We start from the raw sequence: 18,639 nt of genomic DNA, 5'->3' as shown, positions 1-18,639 counted from the left end.
CTTACGCTGTAATGACTTTGTTTTTACCACTATTTTTTGCATCGTACATAGCGTTGTCTGCCGCTATGTACAATTGTTCTGCGCTTCGGCTTTCATTGCCGTCATAGTAAGCAATGCCAATACTTGCAGTGATGCGAAGCGACGCTGTCTCTGTGTTATCAATATACGGGGTGTTTTCGAATACTTCCTGTAACTTTTTGGCACTTTGCTTGGCTTCATCTTCATTGTTACTTTGCACAATCACGGCAAATTCCTCGCCGCCAACGCGAGCAATAATGTCTGTTTCTCGTGAGAAAATACGCTTTAAAATAGCAGTAGCATGAATTAGACATTTATCGCCGACTGAGTGGCCATATGTGTCATTGATAGTCTTAAAATCGTCTAGATCTAGCAGTATAAGGCCCATGCCAGACTGGGTTCGCTGACAAATTTTCATGGCAACGGCGAGTCGTTTATTGAATTCACGTCGGTTTAATAAACCAGTTAAACCGTCAGTCACAGAAAGTACCTCCAATTCTGCCAACGCGGCTTGTAGATCAAGCTTGTTATCTAAATGGTTAAAATATTCCTTATGACTATTGCGCGCAGTTAAGACTAAGTAAGGAAGATAGAGCGCCAAAGTAAAGGTAACGATAGATAGCGATGGTTGGTATAACCACATAATTAAGACACTAGGCAAAAGGCACAGCAAGCTACATGTTATTGCTCGTTTTAGCTGGGGACTGAATTGGTGTACCAGTGCGGTTGAAAAATTAATTGTGCTTACTAATCCGAACAGAAACGCACTGCTCATACCATACGTATATACTATCCAGCTATAAAAGGCAGACCAGGTAACCACACTACTTATTACAAAACACCAATGCTTGATAATGAATTGTTCAATGTGCACTGGCTCATTTTTAGGAGGGCGGGTTGTTAATCTTGCTACGGCGACAACAATCAGTATTGCCAAGGCAGCCCCAAAAATGGGCGATAGCGGGTCGTGTAGATTTGCAAGTATGCCTGTAATCAGTGCGGATAAAACGTAGAAGATCGGCCCTATTTTTGAGCGAGCGAACAAGTCGTTACACACGAATTGCCGAACGAGCAGTTCTCTATTGTTACCATTAGTGGGTTGTTTAGACATACTTGCATTAGCCCGTAACATAGTGAGCGATAATATAGCGTGTTGTTTTTATTATTGTGTCTAAAGCGAAAAAGTGTGGGCTGTGTTCTTTTCTACACTTCGCGATTTTTCGATAGCACTATGGCTATTACTTTGCAGCATGAAATGAGTAAAGTCCAATGTTAAAAGGCGACGTGCGAAGTCGCCTTTTATGTTGTACATCAGTAAGCTGATTAATCTCGCCAACGCTTGGTAAGGTCGTCGTAGGCATCAATTCTGCGGTCGCGGAAATAAGGCCAAATTCGCTTAACTTTTTCTGTACGTTCCATGTCTAGCTCTACAGTGAGCGTAGTTTCACTGTCGGCATCCGCTTTCGCCAATATTTCACCTTGTGGCCCTGCCACAAAGCTTTGCCCCCAAAACTGAATACCTGGGTCGCCATCAATAGGTGATGCTTCAAACCCCGTTCGGTTAGCTACAATAACAGGTACTGAATTGGCAACGGCATGTGCACGTTGAATGGTTTCCCAAGCACCGTGTTGACGGGCGCGTTCTTCGTCTGTATCAGTTAGATCCCAACCAATAGCCGTTGGGTAAAACAATAAGTCTGCACCAGCCATTGCCATTAGGCGAGCGGCTTCTGGATACCACTGATCCCAACAGACTAGTACGCCAAGCTTTCCAACGCTGGTTTCTATTGGCGTAAAGCCCATGTCACCGGGTGTAAAATAAAACTTCTCGTAGAAGCCAGGATCATCAGGAATATGCATTTTGCGATATTTGCCTGCAATTTCTTTGCTTCTATCAAATACGACGGCCGTATTGTGATACAAACCTGAGCCGCGTTTTTCAAATAATGAGGTCACTAACACAATATTGTGCTTTTCTGCCAATGCACCGAAATATTCTGTGGCCGGGCCGGGTATTGGCTCGGCAAGATCAAAAGCATCAGTGTCTTCTTGTTGGCAAAAATACAATGTGCTGTGTAGCTCTTGAAGCAAGATACACTCGCAACCTTCAGCCGCTAACTTGGCTATCTGCTCGGCACTTTTTTGCCAGTTTGTTGCTTTGTCGTTGTCGGCAACAGACTGCTGTACCAAACCAACTTTTAGCTTAGTTGGGCGCATGTAATGACACTCCTTTCTTTAAGGTGGTGATAACTGATTCTTTTAATGTATTTGTAGGCACTTGCATAGAAATACAATGCAAGCTGCCATATTGCTTCACTAGTACACTGCAATCGATAGGCTCAACGCTGTGGTTTGGATGCGCTTTTTTCACAATTTCGATGGCTTCAGCATCTTCTTCTTGGCCATAAACAGGTAACAATATGGCGTTATTGCAAATCAAGTAGTTTGCGTAGGATGCCGGAAGTCTATCGCCATCTTCATTTTCGATAAAAGGCAACGGTAAATGAAACTGTTGATGCTCTGGTAATTCCAATGCACATTCATCGCACAGGGCTTTCAAGCCCTCGTAATGGCTGTCTAGCGGGCGGTTGTTACACGCTTGAATGACCAACCCTTGATGCGGTGTAAATCGAACTAGAGTATCAATATGCCCGTCAGTATCGTCGCCTTCTAAATGGCCGTGTTGCAACACTGTTACTTTGCTACACCCAAGCATATCTTTAAAGGCATCTTCGTAAGCACTTAATGTCATATCGCCATTGCGTTCTGGGTTTAACAAACATTGTGCGGTACTGAGCAAATGACCATGCTCATCTATTTCAAGTGCACCGCCTTCTGCTACTACAGGGCTACTGCGAAGTACAGCATTGCAAAGTGCAGCAAGATAACGTTGGTTTGCAAGGTTATCTTCAGTCGCATCGAACTTGTTACCCCATCCATTGAAACGAAATTCAACAGGGGCACCTTGTCCATCGCTATCCTTACACGTTAAAAAGCCATAATCACGCATCCAAGTATCGTTGTACGACGCTGGTATAACAAGCACGCGAGCGTTTTCTGCTAAGCGAGTAACAAGGTCATCTACATCGTCAGGAGCACACAACAATATCACCCCTGCATCATTTCGGTTAACCGCTGCAATGACGTTTAGGTAAGTTTGTCTGGCTTCTTCTAACCAAGGAGACCAATCAGTTTGCGCATGTGGCCATGCTAACATTACAGCATCAACTTGATGCCATTCAGGCGCCATCGTGCGGTTACCTTGCATAGTGAATTCTCAATTGAACAATAAAGAGGTGATTATAACGAGGCAATACGTCCTTACCAAGAAAACCCATGATGAAATTAATTGGCGGTGACGATTAGTGATAGCGCTTGTTTGGTATAAGCGCTATCACTGGCTGTGAGAACAACCGCTATTGGCGTTTGGCAACGGTGTTGTTTTCGGTTAGGTGTGTTTTTAGGAAACGGATGAGCGCGTTGTAATATTTTGCTTCATCATCAACGTATCTAAAGCCGTGACCTACATCGTCAAATACCATCCATTCATGGTCAATATCATTATCTTTTAAAGCAAAATGAAGACGATAGGAATGTTCGATATCCACGACATTATCATCGGTTCCATGAGCGAGAAAAACAGGTTTGGTGATACTTCTAAACTGGTATAAAGGCGAGTATTCAAATAATTGTGCTTGCTGTGTTTTTGGATCACCAATAATGTCAGTGAGCAAACGCATTATGTCATCGCCTTGTACATCACTGCGCTGGAATTGTAATGCAAGGTCTGTTACACCGGCAAAAGAGGCTGCGCATTTGTATAACTCTGGTGAGCGAATAACGCTATAAAGGGCTGAATAGCCACCATAGCTGCCTCCGACAATACACACGTTATCATCATCAATATCATAGTGGGCTTTTGTGTACGATAGCGCTTGCTCTATATCGTCTTCGATTAGGCGTCCCCATTGTTGCATACCTTGTTGCTTAAAGGATTTACCATAACCTGCCGAGCCGCGATAGTTTACTTGTAACGTTGCAAAGCCCGCATCAACAAGCACTTGTATGTTGCCTGAATAATGGCGAGAGTCGCTAACGCCAATTGGCCCACCGTGAGGAATAACCACAAGAGGTGGGTTTTCTACATCAGGTAAGGTAAGAAATGCTTCTAACGTGACACCGTCATCGGTATTCAACTTCAATAGTTTGGTTTTACTTAAGTGTTTCTCTGACAACCAAGGGTACAAATCAATCAGGTGGTTGAACGTATCTTGTTGGCGATTATAAACGAATAGCTTTTCAGGGTTGGCACTGTCGTCGGCAACAAATAAAATGTTATCGCCTGTTGCATCCATATCGATTGCGTATGCGCCTTCTATCTTGGAAATCTCCTTAAGCCTAGCCGTAAGGTTACCATAGTCTTCATTAAAATAGACTTGTTTGGCCATGCCTTTCTCAATGAAAGAAACGCCAATAACGTCTTTGGTTTCTGGATGCTTTATGGCACCGGTTAGATCATAAAAGGGATGTTCGAATATTACCTCTTCAAATTGTTTCGTTTCGGTATTGAAGCGGCGCAAGTTAACTTTGTCACTTTTGTGGTTGGTTAGCACTAAAAGCTCGTTCTTATCAGCATTTCCACCGACAACCTTTACTGTGTCGTCTTTGTCGCTTTTCCACATTTCTTTGTATCGATATTTGCGAGGTTTCGAGCCTGTTCTGGCAAAAATTTCAGTAATACCATTTGCGGTACGACTGCCACCTAAGCGCCACCCTGTATCATCGAAGATCCATTGTTGTAAATCTGGCCCTGTTTTATTCAATCTATATTTGCGGCGGAAATCTCCTTCAGTAATTTCTTGAGATAAGTCTAGACTAAAAAGATCGACATAGTAGTCATAGTCATCATCGCTTTCGTAGCGCGCAAAAATTGCTTTGTTCGGATAATTTGGAAGCGTATCCAACCAGTAACCTGGCTGAGAAATATAAGACAGTCTAAACGGAGGGTTAGCTGCCTTTGAGCGGTCAGCAAATTCCACAATCACGTATCGATGGAAGCGTCTATTAGAATATTGCTTCAGTGAAATGAAGTTGTCAGATAGCCAAGTCAGTTCTTTTATAAAATTAAAATGCTGTTCCCACGACATAATTTTATTTTTGTGTTGAACGTGCATTTGCTGTCTTTTAAAGGTAATGGGGTCGTCAGTAGTACCGCGCACTAAATCGTAAATAATGAGGTCGTAAGAGTCGCTCTTAGGTTCAATGTAGGCTATGGCAGTACCTGATGGATTAACAGAAAAAAGTTTGTATTTAGCGCCTTTAAAAAACGCTTCTATGGAAGTGTTATCTGTATTGGCCGAAGTGTCCGCTTGCGATTCTTCTGCGTTTGTAAAAGTAGCAAAAACACCCAGCACAGAAAGCAGTAGTATTAATAAAACGTTATTAGATGACATTGTATTACTCTCCTACTTTTTGGGTGTGATTTAAGTAGAAATCAATGTAGTGGTCGTTGGGATACAGTGCGTTCACAATATCGAATTTCTCTGCGTACTGAGGGAAGTCTTGCTCTAGAATTTTCAGAATGATTGAAGTTCTATTGAGGACTCTTATTGTTGCTTTACTTCCTAGCCTTTCTAGCATAAATAGCCCTGTATAGTTGAGCTTTCCTGGTTCAATGGTAAATGACAAATCCAAGTCGGCAATATCCATGTAGCTTTCAAGTAAATTGCCTTGAGCCAGTGAGCCTGTGCGCTCTGATACTCTGTCCCACGTATATCTTCCCGCAGGCATTTTTATAACCTCGATGTGCTGAGAATGATTTAATGGTCCAAATGTGTACTTGTTAGTTAATCCGCTACCCTTTAAGGCGATACTTTCAGTGTAACCTTTAGAGTACAGCGCAATAATGGCATAGCCTTCGTCAGCGTCGAGAGGTTCGATAGCTTGTTGTTCAGCTAGAAGAGAGTTTGAAAAGACAAGAAGTATGAAGATAAATAAAGCTTTCACTTTTTCATTCCTTTGAGCATTGATCACTATTCACGCGCAGATAGTGTGCGCGTGAATTCCTTCGCACACACTACGATTTGAAAAATGTAAAATCAACCTTAACGCATTATTTTTTATGAGCTATTTTAAATGTCGTCCACCATTGAGGTGGAGCGTTTGGCCGGTTACATACTCACTCTTCAGTAAGTAAAGCATGGCTCTTACGGCTTCTTGCGCACCGGGAACCGTTTCTAACAGTGACTTTTTTAACGCCTTTTGTTTATAGGTGTCATCATCGCCTTCGTTGAACATAAGTAACGCAGGGGCAATGCTATTGACCTTCACATTCGGTGCATACTTTTTTGCAAAAGACAGGGTTAAATTATGCAGCGCCGCTTTACTTGCCGCATAGGCCATGTGTTTTTCACTCCCAATTTCTTGCACATAGTCGGTCATATGAATAATGTCGGCCTTGCCGTTTGGGTTAAATAATTTTCCTTCCAATGCGAGGTTTATGCGATATGGAGCAATAGCATGCACCATCATCATGCGTTGTATAAGGTCATGTTTATTGTTGCTACTGTTCTCTTGTGCCCAATCTGAAGCATTGTGGATGACGGCTCGATAGGTTCCACTGATTGCCTTAATCTCATCAATTGCTCGATCAATAGCCGCCTCAGTGCTAAAATCCGCCTTTACAATCGTTGCTCCTTTTTCAACCAACATGGAAAGAGCAGGGCGATGAGTTCGATATGTGACGATAACATCAAAGTGATTGTCCAAAAGACTCTCTGCCATAGCGAGGCCAAGTCGTTGGCTTGCGCCCGTAATAATAATGGGGTTTTCCAAGATGAATTCCTCGTGTAGTTGCAGCGATGAGTTAAATGTGTGTAATGCACAGCAGGTAATAATGACTAATAATGATATTTGATAAGACATTAAATAAACGTCATTTTTCTGCGTAATGGATCTGAAACGACTGTGAAGGCGTATGAGATCAAAAAACGTAGTCACTACGGAATATGTAATGTTAGCAAAAGAAGCGGTAATTGTGCGTGATGCACTAGACCCCTCAATTTCAGAGCCAGCACAGCGCGTACAAGCAGCACTTGAAGCCACAGGTTTGGAAACACCTATGGTGAGTAATGGGCTTTCTGATGAACAAAAACGCAAGCGTATAGCTTCTGCGATGCGCGATGTGATGGACACGCTTGGGTTGGATTTAAGCGACGATAGTTTGTGCGATACGCCAACGCGTATTGCTAAGATGTACGTTGATGAGATTTTTGGCGGGTTGGATTATCGCAAGTTTCCAAAGATCACAGCTATTGAAAACAAGATGCAAATTGACCAACCGGTACAAGTGTCTGATATCAGCCTTACCAGTACATGTGAACATCATTTTGTCACTATCGATGGCACTGCAACCGTGTCCTACATCCCTAAGGACACCGTAATAGGCTTATCAAAAATAAACCGTTTAGTGAGTTTTTTTGCGCAACGTCCTCAAGTTCAAGAGCGCCTAACACAACAGGTATTGGTCGCTATACAAACGTTAGCCAACACTGATGATGTTGCTGTCTCTATTAATGCTACACATTATTGTGTTAAAGCTCGAGGTATACGCGACACCAATTCATACACGAAAACATCTGCCTTAGGCGGACGTTTTCTCACTGATAGTGAGTTGAGACGAGAGTTTTTTCGCTAACCAAAGCTGTTGATGAACGTAAAACCAAAAAACGCACAATTTAGTGCGTTTTTTGTTTCTTGATACAGATTAAGAATGTTTACCTAAGTAAAAAATCCACTTATTTAATGCGTTGGTCAGGTTCAATTTCGTCAATAATCAGGTTAATTTTTCCGCCTATGCCGTCTGCGGCGACAAGACTCAAAGCTTTATTGCAACAGGCACAAGCTTCTTGATGCTCTTGGTACATATCGCGTATTGGTGAAAGATTAAATTGGTTCGTTGCTCCACAACTTGGGCAACGATACTCAAAAGCATGGGTATCTTGCATAGCGCTTTTCCTTTACTTAAACAACACTTCCTTATGTGATGTGTGTAAGCCAATGTTTTCTGTTTTTGTGTGACCATCAAAAACTTGTTAGCCACACTTTTATTATAGTTGCTCTTTCAAACTACAGATGAAAAATAAGCAAGAAAGTCAGTAAATATCTGAGCTAAAGGGATTAATAGTTGTAAATGGATATAGGTAACTTAGAGAATAACGTGGTGGTGAAGGTTTTTTTCGTAAAGCAGTGCGAATATCACCGCGTTCCATGAGAGCATAGGCCCGAGTGATATTCGCATTGTTAGAGTTACTGCACTGCCAGCCAAAGTTGCTGATATGGGCGCAAGGTCAATAGAGGTTCATTGCCAGAATAGGTTGTATCAGTAATTAAATCTACGCATGGCATGTGAGCAATAGCATTAAGTACTTCGCCATTTACTTGCTGAGTGTGTTCACTGAAATTACTTAACACCAGCAACTTGCTGCCTTCTTGGTTTTCTCTTAAAAAAGCAAAACAATGTTGATTTCCTGTTTCCAATATCTGCGTAGATGCATTACCAAATACACGGTGAGATTTGCGAATGTTGAGCAGTTTTTGTAAACCAGTAAATACCGCCAAGCTAGCTTTTTCTTGCAGCGTTATCGCTTGAGATTCAGCGAGTGCAAGAGAAGTGTCTTCTGCGGTTACTGCAATGCGATTTACCCAACGATCATCATGGTTTTTTACTTTCGTCATCGCGATAACTGTAGTCATTGAGCTTTGCTATTTCGTCGCTTGAGTAAAGCAGCGGTATTCCGCCAATACTGAATGTAATGCCGTAAAGCAACAGCATGCGTTTTACCGCTTCGTCGATGGCATTGCTATCGCTTGATTTCAATGCCCCTTCTAAGCCGCACAGCGACGCCAACGAACCACATACGCGACAATCGCCATTTGACGGGTTTTCTGCAAAAGGAACACCGTTAGCAAAGCTACCTTCGAAACGGCCAGTGTAGAATTGATTCAAGAAAAAGCGGTGATCAAACGGGTTGATACCAAGTTCTTGTGCCACTGCATCGTCAAATGTCCAGCCTATGTCATCGTGGCATCGCACATAGTTTACCCATGTACAATCATCTGAAATAGGGAAGCTCTTTTTCATAGAGCGAGTGAGTAATCGTGTTTTTCGGGTAGCAAGCGAGTTCCACAACAGCGCCATCAATAATGGGTTGTATGACAACTGACACTCGTCTTTGTCGATGTATTTAACCACTTCATCGGGGTGAACAATGGCTTCCGATTTAAACACCACCGCGGGTGCTGCAATTTGTAAACAGCAGTTAAATGCTTGAATTAAAACATGGGCTTTTTCTTGGTTCTCACAATTAGTCCCCATTTCCTTCCAGATAAAGGCCAAGGCATCTAAGCGCAACGCCGCACAGCCAATATTAGCGAGGAACAGCATTTCAGATGTAATGGCGTTAAATACCTCTGGGTTACTGTAATTTAAATCCCACTGGAAGCTGTTGAACGTTGTCCATACCCACTTTTGCATTACATCATTGTAAGTGAAGCTACCGCGACGCACTTGCGGAAATATTTCGCGCAGAGTTTGTTCGTATTGGTTGGGTATGGTTTTGTCGTCAAATAAGTAATAGTAATTTTGATATTGCTTATCACCTGCAAGTGCTTTTTTTGCCCAACGGTGTTCATCTGAAGTGTGGTTGAACACAAAATCAAGTACCAAGTTAATGCCTTCTTTTTGAAGTGCAGATGCAAGTTTCTCTAACTCGGTCATAGTACCTAACGACGGATTGACTTTTCGGTAATCACTTACCGCATAGCCACCATCGCTATCGCCTTTAGGTGCGTCATATAAAGGCATTAAATGTAAATATGTTACACCTAGGGCTTTATAATACGGAATACGATCGTGTAGGTCTTTAAGCGTAGGGCCCATCAAATCAACATAAGCCGCCATTCCAACGTGTTTTTCGTCGCGATACCACAATGGAGATTTCAGACGACTTTCGTCAAGTTTCTTTAATGCGGGTTTGCGATTTTTTAGCCCGTCTCTTAATACTTCTACCAGCTTTTGTAAATGAAAGTAACAGTCGTATTGGTGACCATAAACATACGTATACTTTTCAAACAACGCAGGAAAATGCGCCTTTAATCGGCGAGTGAAGATTGCGGTATCCTTCTTGGTAAGGCCCGACATATCAGTCGAAGCCAAGATACGGTCCAAACATACACTACTGTCAGCAGCATAACTCATAAATCACTCCAGCGTATTGCGTAATTCGCGTTGTCGAATTAGCGAGTTTACGGTTTGTTTAAATTTTGTTAACTTTTATCTTAAACGATTAAGTGATTTTAGCAAATAAATTTCTGCAAGTAATTAGCGCGTGTTGGTCTTTGATGGCTTATTTATCTTCTGCTGTCATCTGCTTAAGTAATGCGAAGTTACTTTGTTTATTGGGACCAAAAATACGCGTCGCTATCAAGCCTTTTATTTCAAGTTCGACTCCAGATTCTATTTAACAGCATAGCGATTGTTTAACGCGCTATTGTTGTTTATCCTCGCTTTACACATCTTACAACTTCACAAAAATACCATGGAAGATCTAAAACAAGCTCAAGTGCTCTATGACACCCTAGTTGAATTTGCTGTGACCTACAGTTTCCAAATTATGGGGGCGCTGGTCATTTTCTTAATTGGCTGGTGGTTAGCATCAAAAATAGGCGCTGCTGTTGAAACGCTAATGGTGAAACGGGATATTGATATCACTTTAAGCCGTTTTACTGGCGGAGCGAGTAAGTTAGTTATATTAGGCATTGTTATCATCATTGCTTTGGGTAACGTGGGTATAAGTGTTACTCCTCTTATAGCTGCAGTGGGAGCGGTAGGTTTAGGTGCGGGACTAGCCATTCAAGGAATGCTTGCCAACTATGCAGCAGGTTTCACCATCATCATCACACGCCCTTTTGTTGTCGGTGATACCATACGTGTGCAAGGGGTATCGGGTGTTGTAGATAAGGTCATGCTGCCCTATACCATTCTGGTTGATGAAGACAATGTAAGTATTCAAATACCGAATAAGCTCATTGTTGGAGAGATTTTACATAACTCTGCTGAACAGATGTTGATTGAGCTAGAAGTGGGTGTTGCCTACTCGAGTAATGTTGAACACGTCATCGACATTATTGGTGAGGCGGTGGGCACTGTTGAAGGGTTATCACCAGAAAAAGCTCCCGCGATAGGTATTGCTAATTTTGGCGATAGCAGCATTAATTTCGGTGTTAGGGTGTGGGCGCCTACAACTCGGCATTTTGAAACTCGGTATGCGCTAAACCAAGCAATATTCAACGCGCTACAAAAAGCAAATGTTGAAATTCCCTTTCCTCAGCGCGAAGTGCGCATGCTTGAAAGTTCTTAAGGTTGTTCGTAAAGCTCCAAAGGAAGTCCGTCGGGGTCTTGAAAGAAAGTAAATTGCTTACCTGTGTACTCGTCTATTCGCACAGGTTCGCAGTTCACACCTTTACTATTAAGTGTTGCGATCACTTCATTTAAGTTTTCGACCTTAAAAGCGAGGTGACGCAGGCCCTGTGCTTCTGGTCGAGATGGGCGTGGTGGTGCACCTGGAAACGAAAAAAGTTCAACCTGACTACCATCGGGAAGCGCAAGATCGCATTTATAGGAGTCACGTGCTTCGCGATAATTCTCATCGATAATGCTAAACCCGAGGACATCTGTGTAAAAAGCTTTTGAGCGCGTATAGTCACTACAAATGATTGCGACGTGATGAAACCCATTCAACATAGTAATACTCCACAGCAAATACGCTAACCAGTAACTAGAGACTAGACCTAACTAGTCTCAAAAACACGTAAATTTTGTATTATTGGTTATGGCATCTCTTGACCGCGGGCCGTTTCGAAGAGTTTGTACCAGTGTTCGCGGGTTAAGTTGACGCCTTCAGCCTGTTGGCAAGCCTCTATTCGCGCCAAATTTGTAGTACCTAAAACCGGTTGAATATTGGCTGGGTGCTTCATCAACCATGCTAGAACAATGGCTTCGGGTGTTGTTTCGTATTCAGCTGCAAGCTTTGATACAAGACTTGCTGTTTGTTCATCGATTTGATTTTCCGTTGTTGCACCTGTGTAGCGGCCCTGTGCCAAACTACCCCACGCCTGAAGTTGTACCTTGTTTAGCATACAGTATTCTAGCGTCCCCGGTGCATAACCCATACTCCTATTAGCCTCACTATTGGTGGTGATGCCGTCTTCTATCCAGTCTCTAAAGGCTAAACTCATTTCAAGCTGGTTAGCAACAATAGGTGTTTGTAATGCCGATTGAAGGTAGTTGATTTGGTGTCCGTGCATATTCGATACGCCTAAATGCTTTACCTTGCCTTGTTGCTGAAGTCTTGTGAGCACCTCTGATACTTCATCTAGCTCCATGAGCGGATCAGGACGGTGCAGTAAAAGAATGTCGAGTTGCTCTATGTTCAATCTTGAAAGAATACCTTCAACAGATGATTGAATATGGCTTGCTGAAAAGTCGTAGCGTTTTGGTCCTAATTCGTCCTCAAAGCGTATTGCACATTTTGATTGGATGATCATGCTTTCGCGTAGGTGCGGTGCCGCTTTTAATGCACGCCCAAAAACCGTTTCTGCTTTTCCAAAAGTATAAATGTCAGCATGATCAAAGACATTGATATTAAGCTCTAGGGCCTTATCGATTATCTGGCGAGCTTGATTTGTATCAGCTTCCGATGCAGGACTATTGTTCCATCCACCGCCTAGGCCCATGCAACCATAAATGAGGCGGCTTGCGTGAGGAATGTGTGCTTGCATAGGTATACTCCATGTCTTTGAGTTTGGTGTGTAGAGCGTAACATAATTGTTAAAACGCAGAACTAAAAGCCTTGTATAGACGAACTCAGTCAATCAGTCGACAACTAACGCATTGAATACGTATGAACTTAAGGAGCGCCAAATGCGAAGTACCATGCTTTACTGCATAGGAATATGCTTGCTAATCTCAAGCTGTACCAGTGTCCCAGATAACGTTAGGCCTGTAGGAGAGTTCGAATTGCCTCGATACTTAGGCACATGGTATGAAATAGCCCGATTTGACCATAGCTTTGAACGTGGATTAAGTGAAGTTACAGCCACCTACAGTATGCGGGCAGATGGTGGTGTGCGAGTTATCAATAAAGGCTATTCACAGAAAAAAGGTGAGTGGGATGAAGCTGAGGGCAAAGCGTATTTCGTCAGCAATTCGTCGACTGGGCATTTGAAGGTATCCTTTTTTGGTCCTTTCTACGCCAGCTATGTGATTATGGCGCTAGATAAAGAGAATTATGAATATGCATTAATCACGGGGCCAGATAAGGACTACTTGTGGATTTTGGCGAGGACGCCGTCACTACCTAAACAGACGGTAGACAAGCTAATAACCATTGCAGAGCAAGCTGGTTACGACACCAACAAGTTTATTTGGGTGGAACACACAGGTAACGTTGTTGAAACCACGCAATAAATTGCTCAATAATTTTTTAAATGTACTTTAGGTAAGCTAAGTCATGTTGTTGAATTGTGTTATTATTACGCTAACCCCCGCCGTATAAACAGAATTAAGAGAGTTAAGGCATGCATACGCTTACCATCACTACCCCTGACGATTGGCATCTTCATTTTCGCGACAATGACATGTTACTGGAAACAGTACCGGCTACCGCCCGCTGCTTTCAACGCGCTATTGTTATGCCCAATTTAGTGCCCCCTGTAGTGAATGCGGAAATGGCGTTAGCTTACAAATCGCGTATTGAGGCGGCGCGCCCAGCGGGAAGTAGCTTTGAACCACTAATGACGCTGTTTTTGACTAATCAAACAACACCGCAAGATATTGCAGATGCCAAATCAGCCGGTGTTACAGCGTGTAAGCTTTATCCTGCTGGTGCAACCACCAATTCAGATGCAGCAGTAAAGGGCATTGAAGCTTTATATCCGGTGTTTCAAGCAATGCAAGAGCATGGACTATTATTGTTAATTCACGGTGAAGTAACAGAAAGCCATATTGATATTTTTGATCGGGAAAAAGTCTTTATTGATACGCATCTAGCCCCAATTGTTGAAGCGTTCCCTCAACTTAAAGTGGTTTTCGAGCACATTACGACCGCTGATGCCGCCAATTTTGTGGCGCAAGCCAGTGATTATGTTGGTGCGACTATTACTCCTCAGCATCTTTTGCTTAATCGCAACGATTTGTTAGTAGGCGGTGTACGCCCACATAACTATTGTTTGCCAGTTCTTAAGCGCAACACGCATCAGCAAGCGCTACGAGATATGGTTGCAAGTGGAAACAAAAAATTCTTTTTAGGCACAGATTCTGCACCGCATGCTAAGCACAAAAAAGAAAACGCCTGTGGGTGTGCGGGGTGCTACAGTGCATGGTCCGCAATTGAATTGTACGCAGAAGTTTTCGAGCAATTAGGTGCAATTGATAAATTAGAAGGCTTTGCGAGTCATTATGGTGCTGATTTTTATGGCTTACCAAGAAATACGACTACAATAACCTTAGTAAAAGAACAGTGGAGTGTGCCTGATCAAGTCACACTGGCCGACGGTACTGAAATGGTGCCATTTTATGCGGGGCAAACTTTACAATGGAAACTGCAAGAGGCATTTCAAGCGGTTTAGTTACATTAATTCTTAGTGTTATTGTACTGTGCAGTGTTAGCACTCATACGAATGCAAAGGAGTTATCCTATGCAAATGTTGAAATGCCTGCGCTCTTACAAGAGCAACAAAAGGCGCTTAGTGATTACGCTGAGCGCCTTCTCTTAAACAGTATTTCTGTTACCAAGATAAAGCTTATTAAATCAAAAGCAACGTCACCTTCTTCTGGGGCAGTTGAAGTGGCTCTTGGTGTGTTAAGGACTGTTGATAACGAGCATGTCTATCATTGGCTAACCCCCATTTATGCTTTTGACTGTAGTAACCTACCTTCGTCTTGTACACCTAATTCGGGAAGTCAGCCTATTAAAGTGGGGGTTGTATACGTCACCTTGAAAAAAGCCAAGGGTACCGATTTGTTAGCAGAGCAGCTGAGTGAATTACTCAGTGTCTATAAGAGCACTAATGTCTTCTTAGACGATGCCGAAGATGTAATGTCTATATTGTTGCCTCACTACCCAGAGATTTTGCTTGATTATGGGGCTATCAGTTTAGTGGGGAAACTCGATGCAGATACATCGGACCTTTGGGTTATTGCTGACCACATACCTTTGTTTTCTGAGCTGGGCGAGCGCGGAAAAGTAGAAGGAATTGCCGCAGACTTGGTAAGAGATATCCTGCTTGAGGTTGATAGACCATCTGATATCTTATCCGCCCCTTGGATGCGTATTGCAAAGGAAGCCATGAGCAAGTCCAACGTGTTGGTATTCTCTGTGGTTAGAACTGAAGAAAGGGACGATGTATTTCATTGGATTACCCCTGTCTCACGTAACCTACATGGCTTATTTGGGATTAACAAGCCGTATTTTGATAGCCTAAATGACGTACCTAAATCTTATAAAGTAGGAACGCTACTTAACGATTATCGCTATAATGTCGCCCTAGACAATGGATTTAATGTTCGTGCATATGAGTCGTGGCATGACCTTGTGGAAGCTGTTTTTAAAGAGGAAGTTGATGTCCTCTTTGGATCGCAAGGAGCGGTTGATTTTGGATGCGACCCCAAAGTTTTCAATTGCGAGATGATTAAACTAACGGGTAAATACGAAGTGTCGACGGCGTATCTTGCGCTGTCAAAGAAAGACACATGCTTGCTAGTTCTAGAAAAACTTAAGTTAGCAGCCGTTACAGTAAGAAAAAGTGAAAAGTACAATCAACAGCTTGCCACATGGAGCGAAAAGGTCGAAAGAGATCACGGTATCGCTCATCACACCGAAAATGGTGTTGTACACCTTTGGAACACAAATTAATGACAGTTGAAACAGTTAAGCAATTAGATATAAATCCCGCCATAGTTAAAGCGTTAGACGCGCAAGGAATATATCAATTATCGCCTATCCAGGCGCAGTCTTTACCCGACTCAATATCGGGTAAAGATATTATTGGGCAAGCGCAAACCGGCAGTGGTAAAACCCTTTGCTTTGTTATTCCTACCTTGGAAAAAGTGGAAGTTAGCGAATTTATTACACAGGCTATCGTGTTGTGCCCGACGCGCGAGCTAGCCGACCAAGTCGCAGACCAATTTAGAATGGCGGCTAAGCAAATAAGTAACCTTAAAGTCACGACGTTATGCGGCGGTAAACCTATGGGGCCGCAAATTCAGTCGCTTAAGCATAGCCCGCATATCATCGTAGGTACGCCAGGGCGAGTGATGGACCATGTTGAGAAGCGCAGAATAGATCTCAGCCAAGTAAAAATTCGCGTGCTAGATGAAGCTGATCGCATGTTAGATATGGGCTTTGAGGATGACTTGCGCATTATTTTCGGACAAACGCCAAAAAGTGTCCAAACGCTTCTATTTTCAGCGACCTTTACAGAAACCATTGAGCGCATTGCAAAACAGTACCTTTGCAACCCACTGACGTTCAAAGTTGAGTCGCAAGATAGCAAACCTGCTATTACTCAACTTGGGTACAATGTGCTAGCTCATACCCGTATACAAGCTCTAAAGGCTGTATTGACTCATTATCAGCCTAAAAATGCCATTGTCTTTTGTAATCGCAAAGTACAAGTAACGGAAGTGGTAGAGGAGTTAGTGGAGGAAGGGTTTAGTGCTGCAGGTCTACAAGGTGATATGGAACAGCACGCCAGAACAGCCGTATTGATGCAATTTGCTAGTGATGCGTTACAGGTATTGGTTGCCACTGATGTTGCTGCGCGAGGATTGGATATTGACGACGTAGCCTGTGTTATTAACTATACCGTCAGTGAAGAGCCTGAAACTCACATTCATCGAATTGGACGAACTGCGCGCGCTGGCGCCCAAGGAATGGCAATTACGTTAGTGAGTGAAGAAGAAGAGCACTTCTTGCGTAAAATAGAAGTGCTGCAAGAAAGTGATATTCCATTAAAAGGCGCGCAAAGTTTACGCTTTCACAAAAACAAAATCACCCAACCAGAGTATACTTGTATTTCACTCAGTGCTGGCAAGAAGGAAAAGTTGCGTCCTGGTGATCTCGTTGGTGCGCTTACCAAAGATGCCGGCATTCCTGGTGATGATGTTGGGAAAATTGCGGTTCAAAACAGTATGAGCTTTGTAGCGGTGAAAGCGCGCAGTGTTAAGCGGGCCATGTCACAATTTCGCGAAGGAAAAATTAAGGGTAAAAGAGTTAGAGCAAAAAAGCTTTAGCCCACTCCTTTACGTGTAAACCCAAGGGATAATATGACAGCCGAGACAGATTTAAGCACGTTACTGAATAATCTAACTCCTGTAGCTAGCGATGAAACGTATGTGTTTGTGTCGGCTGAATTTGCCCGGTTGCCGGTTGAGGTTTTTAAGCATGCTAAAGGTATGTTTAAAGAGATGGAAGGTACTACCTTTATTCTAGAGCAACAATACGCTGAGAGCTTGGGACTGAGTTACGAAGGCCGTTTTTGTTGTATTACCTGTGAAGTGCATTCGAGTTTAGAAGCTGTGGGCATGACTGCAGCGATGACCACTGCGTTGGGAGAAGCTGGGATCAGCGCTAATGTCGTAGCGGCATATTTTCATGATCATATCTTTGTACCAGCAGATAAAGTGATTCAGGCTATAAACACACTTAATACCTTATCAAATCAAGAATAAGCGTGTTTGAAAGCAAACTTTTTTGTTAGTCCTTGCGCTAGACAATATTGGGCAATGTAGTAAGTTGACATAACCCATACCGGTGAAAAGGGTAATGGCGTTTTAAATACAGATTGGGCCAATATAGCGTCTGAAATAATAAAAATAATTGCGCCAGTTGCTATCATTTTCGATTGAGACCATAACACCGCACTTAGTCCCATCAGTGTTATCACCCCAATATACGCAATAACGGCGTAATATAATTCTTCAGTGGCGGGTAAAATATGCCATGCCATCAAACCAGAGAAACACACAATAGTAAGGCACAGCACAGCAGGTCGTATTGAAGTGAAAAAGCCGCGTTGTTTAAACAGACGACGTGAGTGTTTTTGTATATGGCCTCGCAAAGCAACAAAGCTAACTATATAAGCCAGATGTGCAATGAAGAAACTTACTAACCCGTATATAAAGCTGTTTTCGATTGGCAAAGCCAGAAATACATCGCCGATAAGGCTAGCGAGAAGCGCAAATGCAACTATAAACCGAGCACTTCCTCTAAGTGTTAATAGGGCATACACAAAGAGTATGGCGATGGGAAAAGCTTTTATCGCAAACTGCCCCATATAGGGTGTAAGCCCCAGTGTCGCAATATACACAACTGAAGCGATAAGGTAGGTCAGTGTTAATTGTAATGGCATCTTTATATTCGCAACGGCATCAGAAATAAAAAAGCGACCTACATGCTTAGAGCACAAGGTCGCTTCGTTCAATTAGCGATTTTTTACCTGGCTGAAAAAGTATCAAGAATAGCATGCTGTTCTCAATATACACGCATTCAGCTCTTTATG

17 protein-coding genes and 1 pseudogene are annotated in these 18,639 nt (G+C 42.8%); 7 read left to right on the top strand and 11 right to left on the bottom strand.

Annotation, left to right across the window (positions count from 1 at the left end):
• Position 1: 1 nt before the first annotated feature.
• The 6 genes from EYR97_RS16630 to folM all read right to left on the bottom strand — a co-directional run bounded on the left by EYR97_RS16630 (position 2) and on the right by folM (position 6,852).
• The gene (locus tag EYR97_RS16630; RefSeq protein WP_165478076.1) at positions 2-1,129 is read right to left on the bottom strand and encodes a GGDEF domain-containing protein; all 1,128 of its coding nucleotides are present in this window, start codon (positions 1,127-1,129) and stop codon (positions 2-4) included.
• 212 nt (positions 1,130-1,341) lie between these two features.
• Positions 1,342-2,235, bottom strand: coding sequence for a carbon-nitrogen hydrolase (locus EYR97_RS16625; protein ID WP_131094784.1), 894 nt, complete (start codon positions 2,233-2,235; stop codon positions 1,342-1,344).
• Positions 2,222-3,286 carry an agmatine deiminase family protein gene (locus EYR97_RS16620; RefSeq protein WP_131094783.1) on the bottom strand — a complete coding sequence of 355 codons (1,065 nt, stop codon included), beginning with the start codon at positions 3,284-3,286 and terminating at the stop codon, positions 2,222-2,224. Before EYR97_RS16620 ends, EYR97_RS16625 begins: the two co-directional genes overlap by 14 nt.
• 148 nt (positions 3,287-3,434) lie before the next feature.
• Complete coding sequence (locus EYR97_RS16615; RefSeq protein WP_131094782.1) at positions 3,435-5,471, bottom strand: S9 family peptidase; 2,037 nt, start codon at positions 5,469-5,471, stop codon at positions 3,435-3,437.
• A gap of 4 nt (positions 5,472-5,475) precedes the next feature.
• The gene (locus EYR97_RS16610; RefSeq protein WP_131094781.1) at positions 5,476-6,024 is read right to left on the bottom strand and encodes a hypothetical protein; all 549 of its coding nucleotides are present in this window, start codon (positions 6,022-6,024) and stop codon (positions 5,476-5,478) included.
• Between the two features lie 120 nt (positions 6,025-6,144).
• Positions 6,145-6,852, bottom strand: coding sequence for a dihydromonapterin reductase (gene folM, locus EYR97_RS16605; RefSeq protein ID WP_131094780.1), 708 nt, complete (start codon positions 6,850-6,852; stop codon positions 6,145-6,147).
• Positions 6,853-7,030: 178 nt separating this feature from the next.
• Between folM and folE the strand changes: the two genes are divergently transcribed.
• Positions 7,031-7,714, top strand: coding sequence for a GTP cyclohydrolase I FolE (folE, locus tag EYR97_RS16600; protein WP_131094779.1), 684 nt, complete (start codon positions 7,031-7,033; stop codon positions 7,712-7,714).
• A gap of 100 nt (positions 7,715-7,814) precedes the next feature.
• Here the strand turns inward: folE and EYR97_RS16595 are convergent, their stop codons facing one another.
• Together EYR97_RS16595 and EYR97_RS16590 are read right to left on the bottom strand one after the other, a co-directional pair.
• Positions 7,815-8,024 (bottom strand): hypothetical protein, encoded by a 210-nt coding sequence (locus tag EYR97_RS16595; RefSeq protein WP_131094778.1) that lies wholly within the window; start codon positions 8,022-8,024, stop codon positions 7,815-7,817.
• A 301-nt stretch (positions 8,025-8,325) separates the two neighbouring features.
• Positions 8,326-10,276 (bottom strand): annotated as a pseudogene (locus EYR97_RS16590) (amylosucrase).
• 340 nt (positions 10,277-10,616) lie between these two features.
• Here EYR97_RS16590 and EYR97_RS16585 point away from each other — a divergent pair.
• Positions 10,617-11,438 carry a mechanosensitive ion channel family protein gene (locus EYR97_RS16585; RefSeq protein WP_131094777.1) on the top strand — a complete coding sequence of 274 codons (822 nt, stop codon included), beginning with the start codon at positions 10,617-10,619 and terminating at the stop codon, positions 11,436-11,438.
• Here the strand turns inward: EYR97_RS16585 and EYR97_RS16580 are convergent.
• Positions 11,435-11,821: a VOC family protein gene (locus EYR97_RS16580; protein WP_131094776.1), complete on the bottom strand. Its 387-nt coding sequence runs from the start codon at positions 11,819-11,821 to the stop codon at positions 11,435-11,437. The genes EYR97_RS16585 and EYR97_RS16580 overlap by 4 nt on opposite strands.
• 86 nt (positions 11,822-11,907) lie before the next feature.
• Positions 11,908-12,858, bottom strand: a complete 951-nt coding sequence (locus EYR97_RS16575) for an aldo/keto reductase family oxidoreductase (protein WP_131094775.1) — start codon at positions 12,856-12,858, stop codon at positions 11,908-11,910.
• A 142-nt stretch (positions 12,859-13,000) separates the two neighbouring features.
• Between EYR97_RS16575 and EYR97_RS16570 the strand changes: the two genes are divergently transcribed.
• The 5 genes from EYR97_RS16570 to EYR97_RS16550 all read left to right on the top strand — a co-directional run bounded on the left by EYR97_RS16570 (position 13,001) and on the right by EYR97_RS16550 (position 17,809).
• Positions 13,001-13,546 carry a lipocalin family protein gene (locus EYR97_RS16570; protein ID WP_131094774.1) on the top strand — a complete coding sequence of 182 codons (546 nt, stop codon included), beginning with the start codon at positions 13,001-13,003 and terminating at the stop codon, positions 13,544-13,546.
• 110 nt (positions 13,547-13,656) lie between these two features.
• Entirely contained in the window at positions 13,657-14,706 is a 1,050-nt protein-coding gene (gene pyrC, locus EYR97_RS16565; protein WP_131094773.1) for a dihydroorotase, read from the top strand.
• Positions 14,673-15,992: an ABC transporter substrate-binding protein gene (locus tag EYR97_RS16560; protein WP_131094772.1), complete on the top strand. Its 1,320-nt coding sequence runs from the start codon at positions 14,673-14,675 to the stop codon at positions 15,990-15,992. The genes pyrC and EYR97_RS16560 overlap by 34 nt, the downstream gene beginning before the upstream one ends.
• Entirely contained in the window at positions 15,992-17,371 is a 1,380-nt protein-coding gene (dbpA, locus tag EYR97_RS16555) for an ATP-dependent RNA helicase DbpA (RefSeq protein ID WP_131094771.1), read from the top strand. Before EYR97_RS16560 ends, dbpA begins: the two co-directional genes overlap by 1 nt.
• Before the next feature lie 33 nt (positions 17,372-17,404).
• A complete protein-coding gene (locus tag EYR97_RS16550; protein ID WP_131094770.1) occupies positions 17,405-17,809 on the top strand; it encodes an ACT domain-containing protein in 405 nt (134 codons plus the stop codon).
• On the opposite strand, the gene EYR97_RS16545 is transcribed toward EYR97_RS16550, so the two are convergent.
• Positions 17,800-18,489, bottom strand: coding sequence for a lysoplasmalogenase (locus EYR97_RS16545; protein WP_131094843.1), 690 nt, complete (start codon positions 18,487-18,489; stop codon positions 17,800-17,802). The two genes, EYR97_RS16550 and EYR97_RS16545, sit on opposite strands and share 10 nt — an antisense overlap.
• Between the last annotated feature and the right edge of the window lie 150 nt (positions 18,490-18,639).

It is taken from the genome of Alteromonas sp. KUL42, assembly GCF_006538325.1.
Lineage (GTDB): Bacteria > Pseudomonadota > Gammaproteobacteria > Enterobacterales > Alteromonadaceae > Alteromonas.
This window is presented reverse-complemented; position numbering and strand designations above follow the sequence as displayed.

Coding starts and splice junctions, on each gene's coding strand:
- EYR97_RS16630 (WP_165478076.1), bottom strand. CDS start 1,129: ATGTCTAAACAACCCACTAATGGTAACAATAGAGAACTGCTCGTTCGG.
- EYR97_RS16625 (WP_131094784.1), bottom strand. CDS start 2,235: ATGCGCCCAACTAAGCTAAAAGTTGGTTTGGTACAGCAGTCTGTTGCC.
- EYR97_RS16620 (WP_131094783.1), bottom strand. CDS start 3,286: ATGCAAGGTAACCGCACGATGGCGCCTGAATGGCATCAAGTTGATGCT.
- EYR97_RS16615 (WP_131094782.1), bottom strand. CDS start 5,471: ATGTCATCTAATAACGTTTTATTAATACTACTGCTTTCTGTGCTGGGT.
- folE (WP_131094779.1), top strand. CDS start 7,031: ATGTTAGCAAAAGAAGCGGTAATTGTGCGTGATGCACTAGACCCCTCA.
- EYR97_RS16595 (WP_131094778.1), bottom strand. CDS start 8,024: ATGCAAGATACCCATGCTTTTGAGTATCGTTGCCCAAGTTGTGGAGCA.
- EYR97_RS16585 (WP_131094777.1), top strand. CDS start 10,617: ATGGAAGATCTAAAACAAGCTCAAGTGCTCTATGACACCCTAGTTGAA.
- EYR97_RS16580 (WP_131094776.1), bottom strand. CDS start 11,821: ATGTTGAATGGGTTTCATCACGTCGCAATCATTTGTAGTGACTATACG.
- EYR97_RS16575 (WP_131094775.1), bottom strand. CDS start 12,858: ATGCAAGCACACATTCCTCACGCAAGCCGCCTCATTTATGGTTGCATG.
- EYR97_RS16570 (WP_131094774.1), top strand. CDS start 13,001: ATGCGAAGTACCATGCTTTACTGCATAGGAATATGCTTGCTAATCTCA.
- pyrC (WP_131094773.1), top strand. CDS start 13,657: ATGCATACGCTTACCATCACTACCCCTGACGATTGGCATCTTCATTTT.
- EYR97_RS16560 (WP_131094772.1), top strand. CDS start 14,673: ATGGAAACTGCAAGAGGCATTTCAAGCGGTTTAGTTACATTAATTCTT.
- dbpA (WP_131094771.1), top strand. CDS start 15,992: ATGACAGTTGAAACAGTTAAGCAATTAGATATAAATCCCGCCATAGTT.
- EYR97_RS16550 (WP_131094770.1), top strand. CDS start 17,405: ATGACAGCCGAGACAGATTTAAGCACGTTACTGAATAATCTAACTCCT.
- EYR97_RS16545 (WP_131094843.1), bottom strand. CDS start 18,489: ATGCCATTACAATTAACACTGACCTACCTTATCGCTTCAGTTGTGTAT.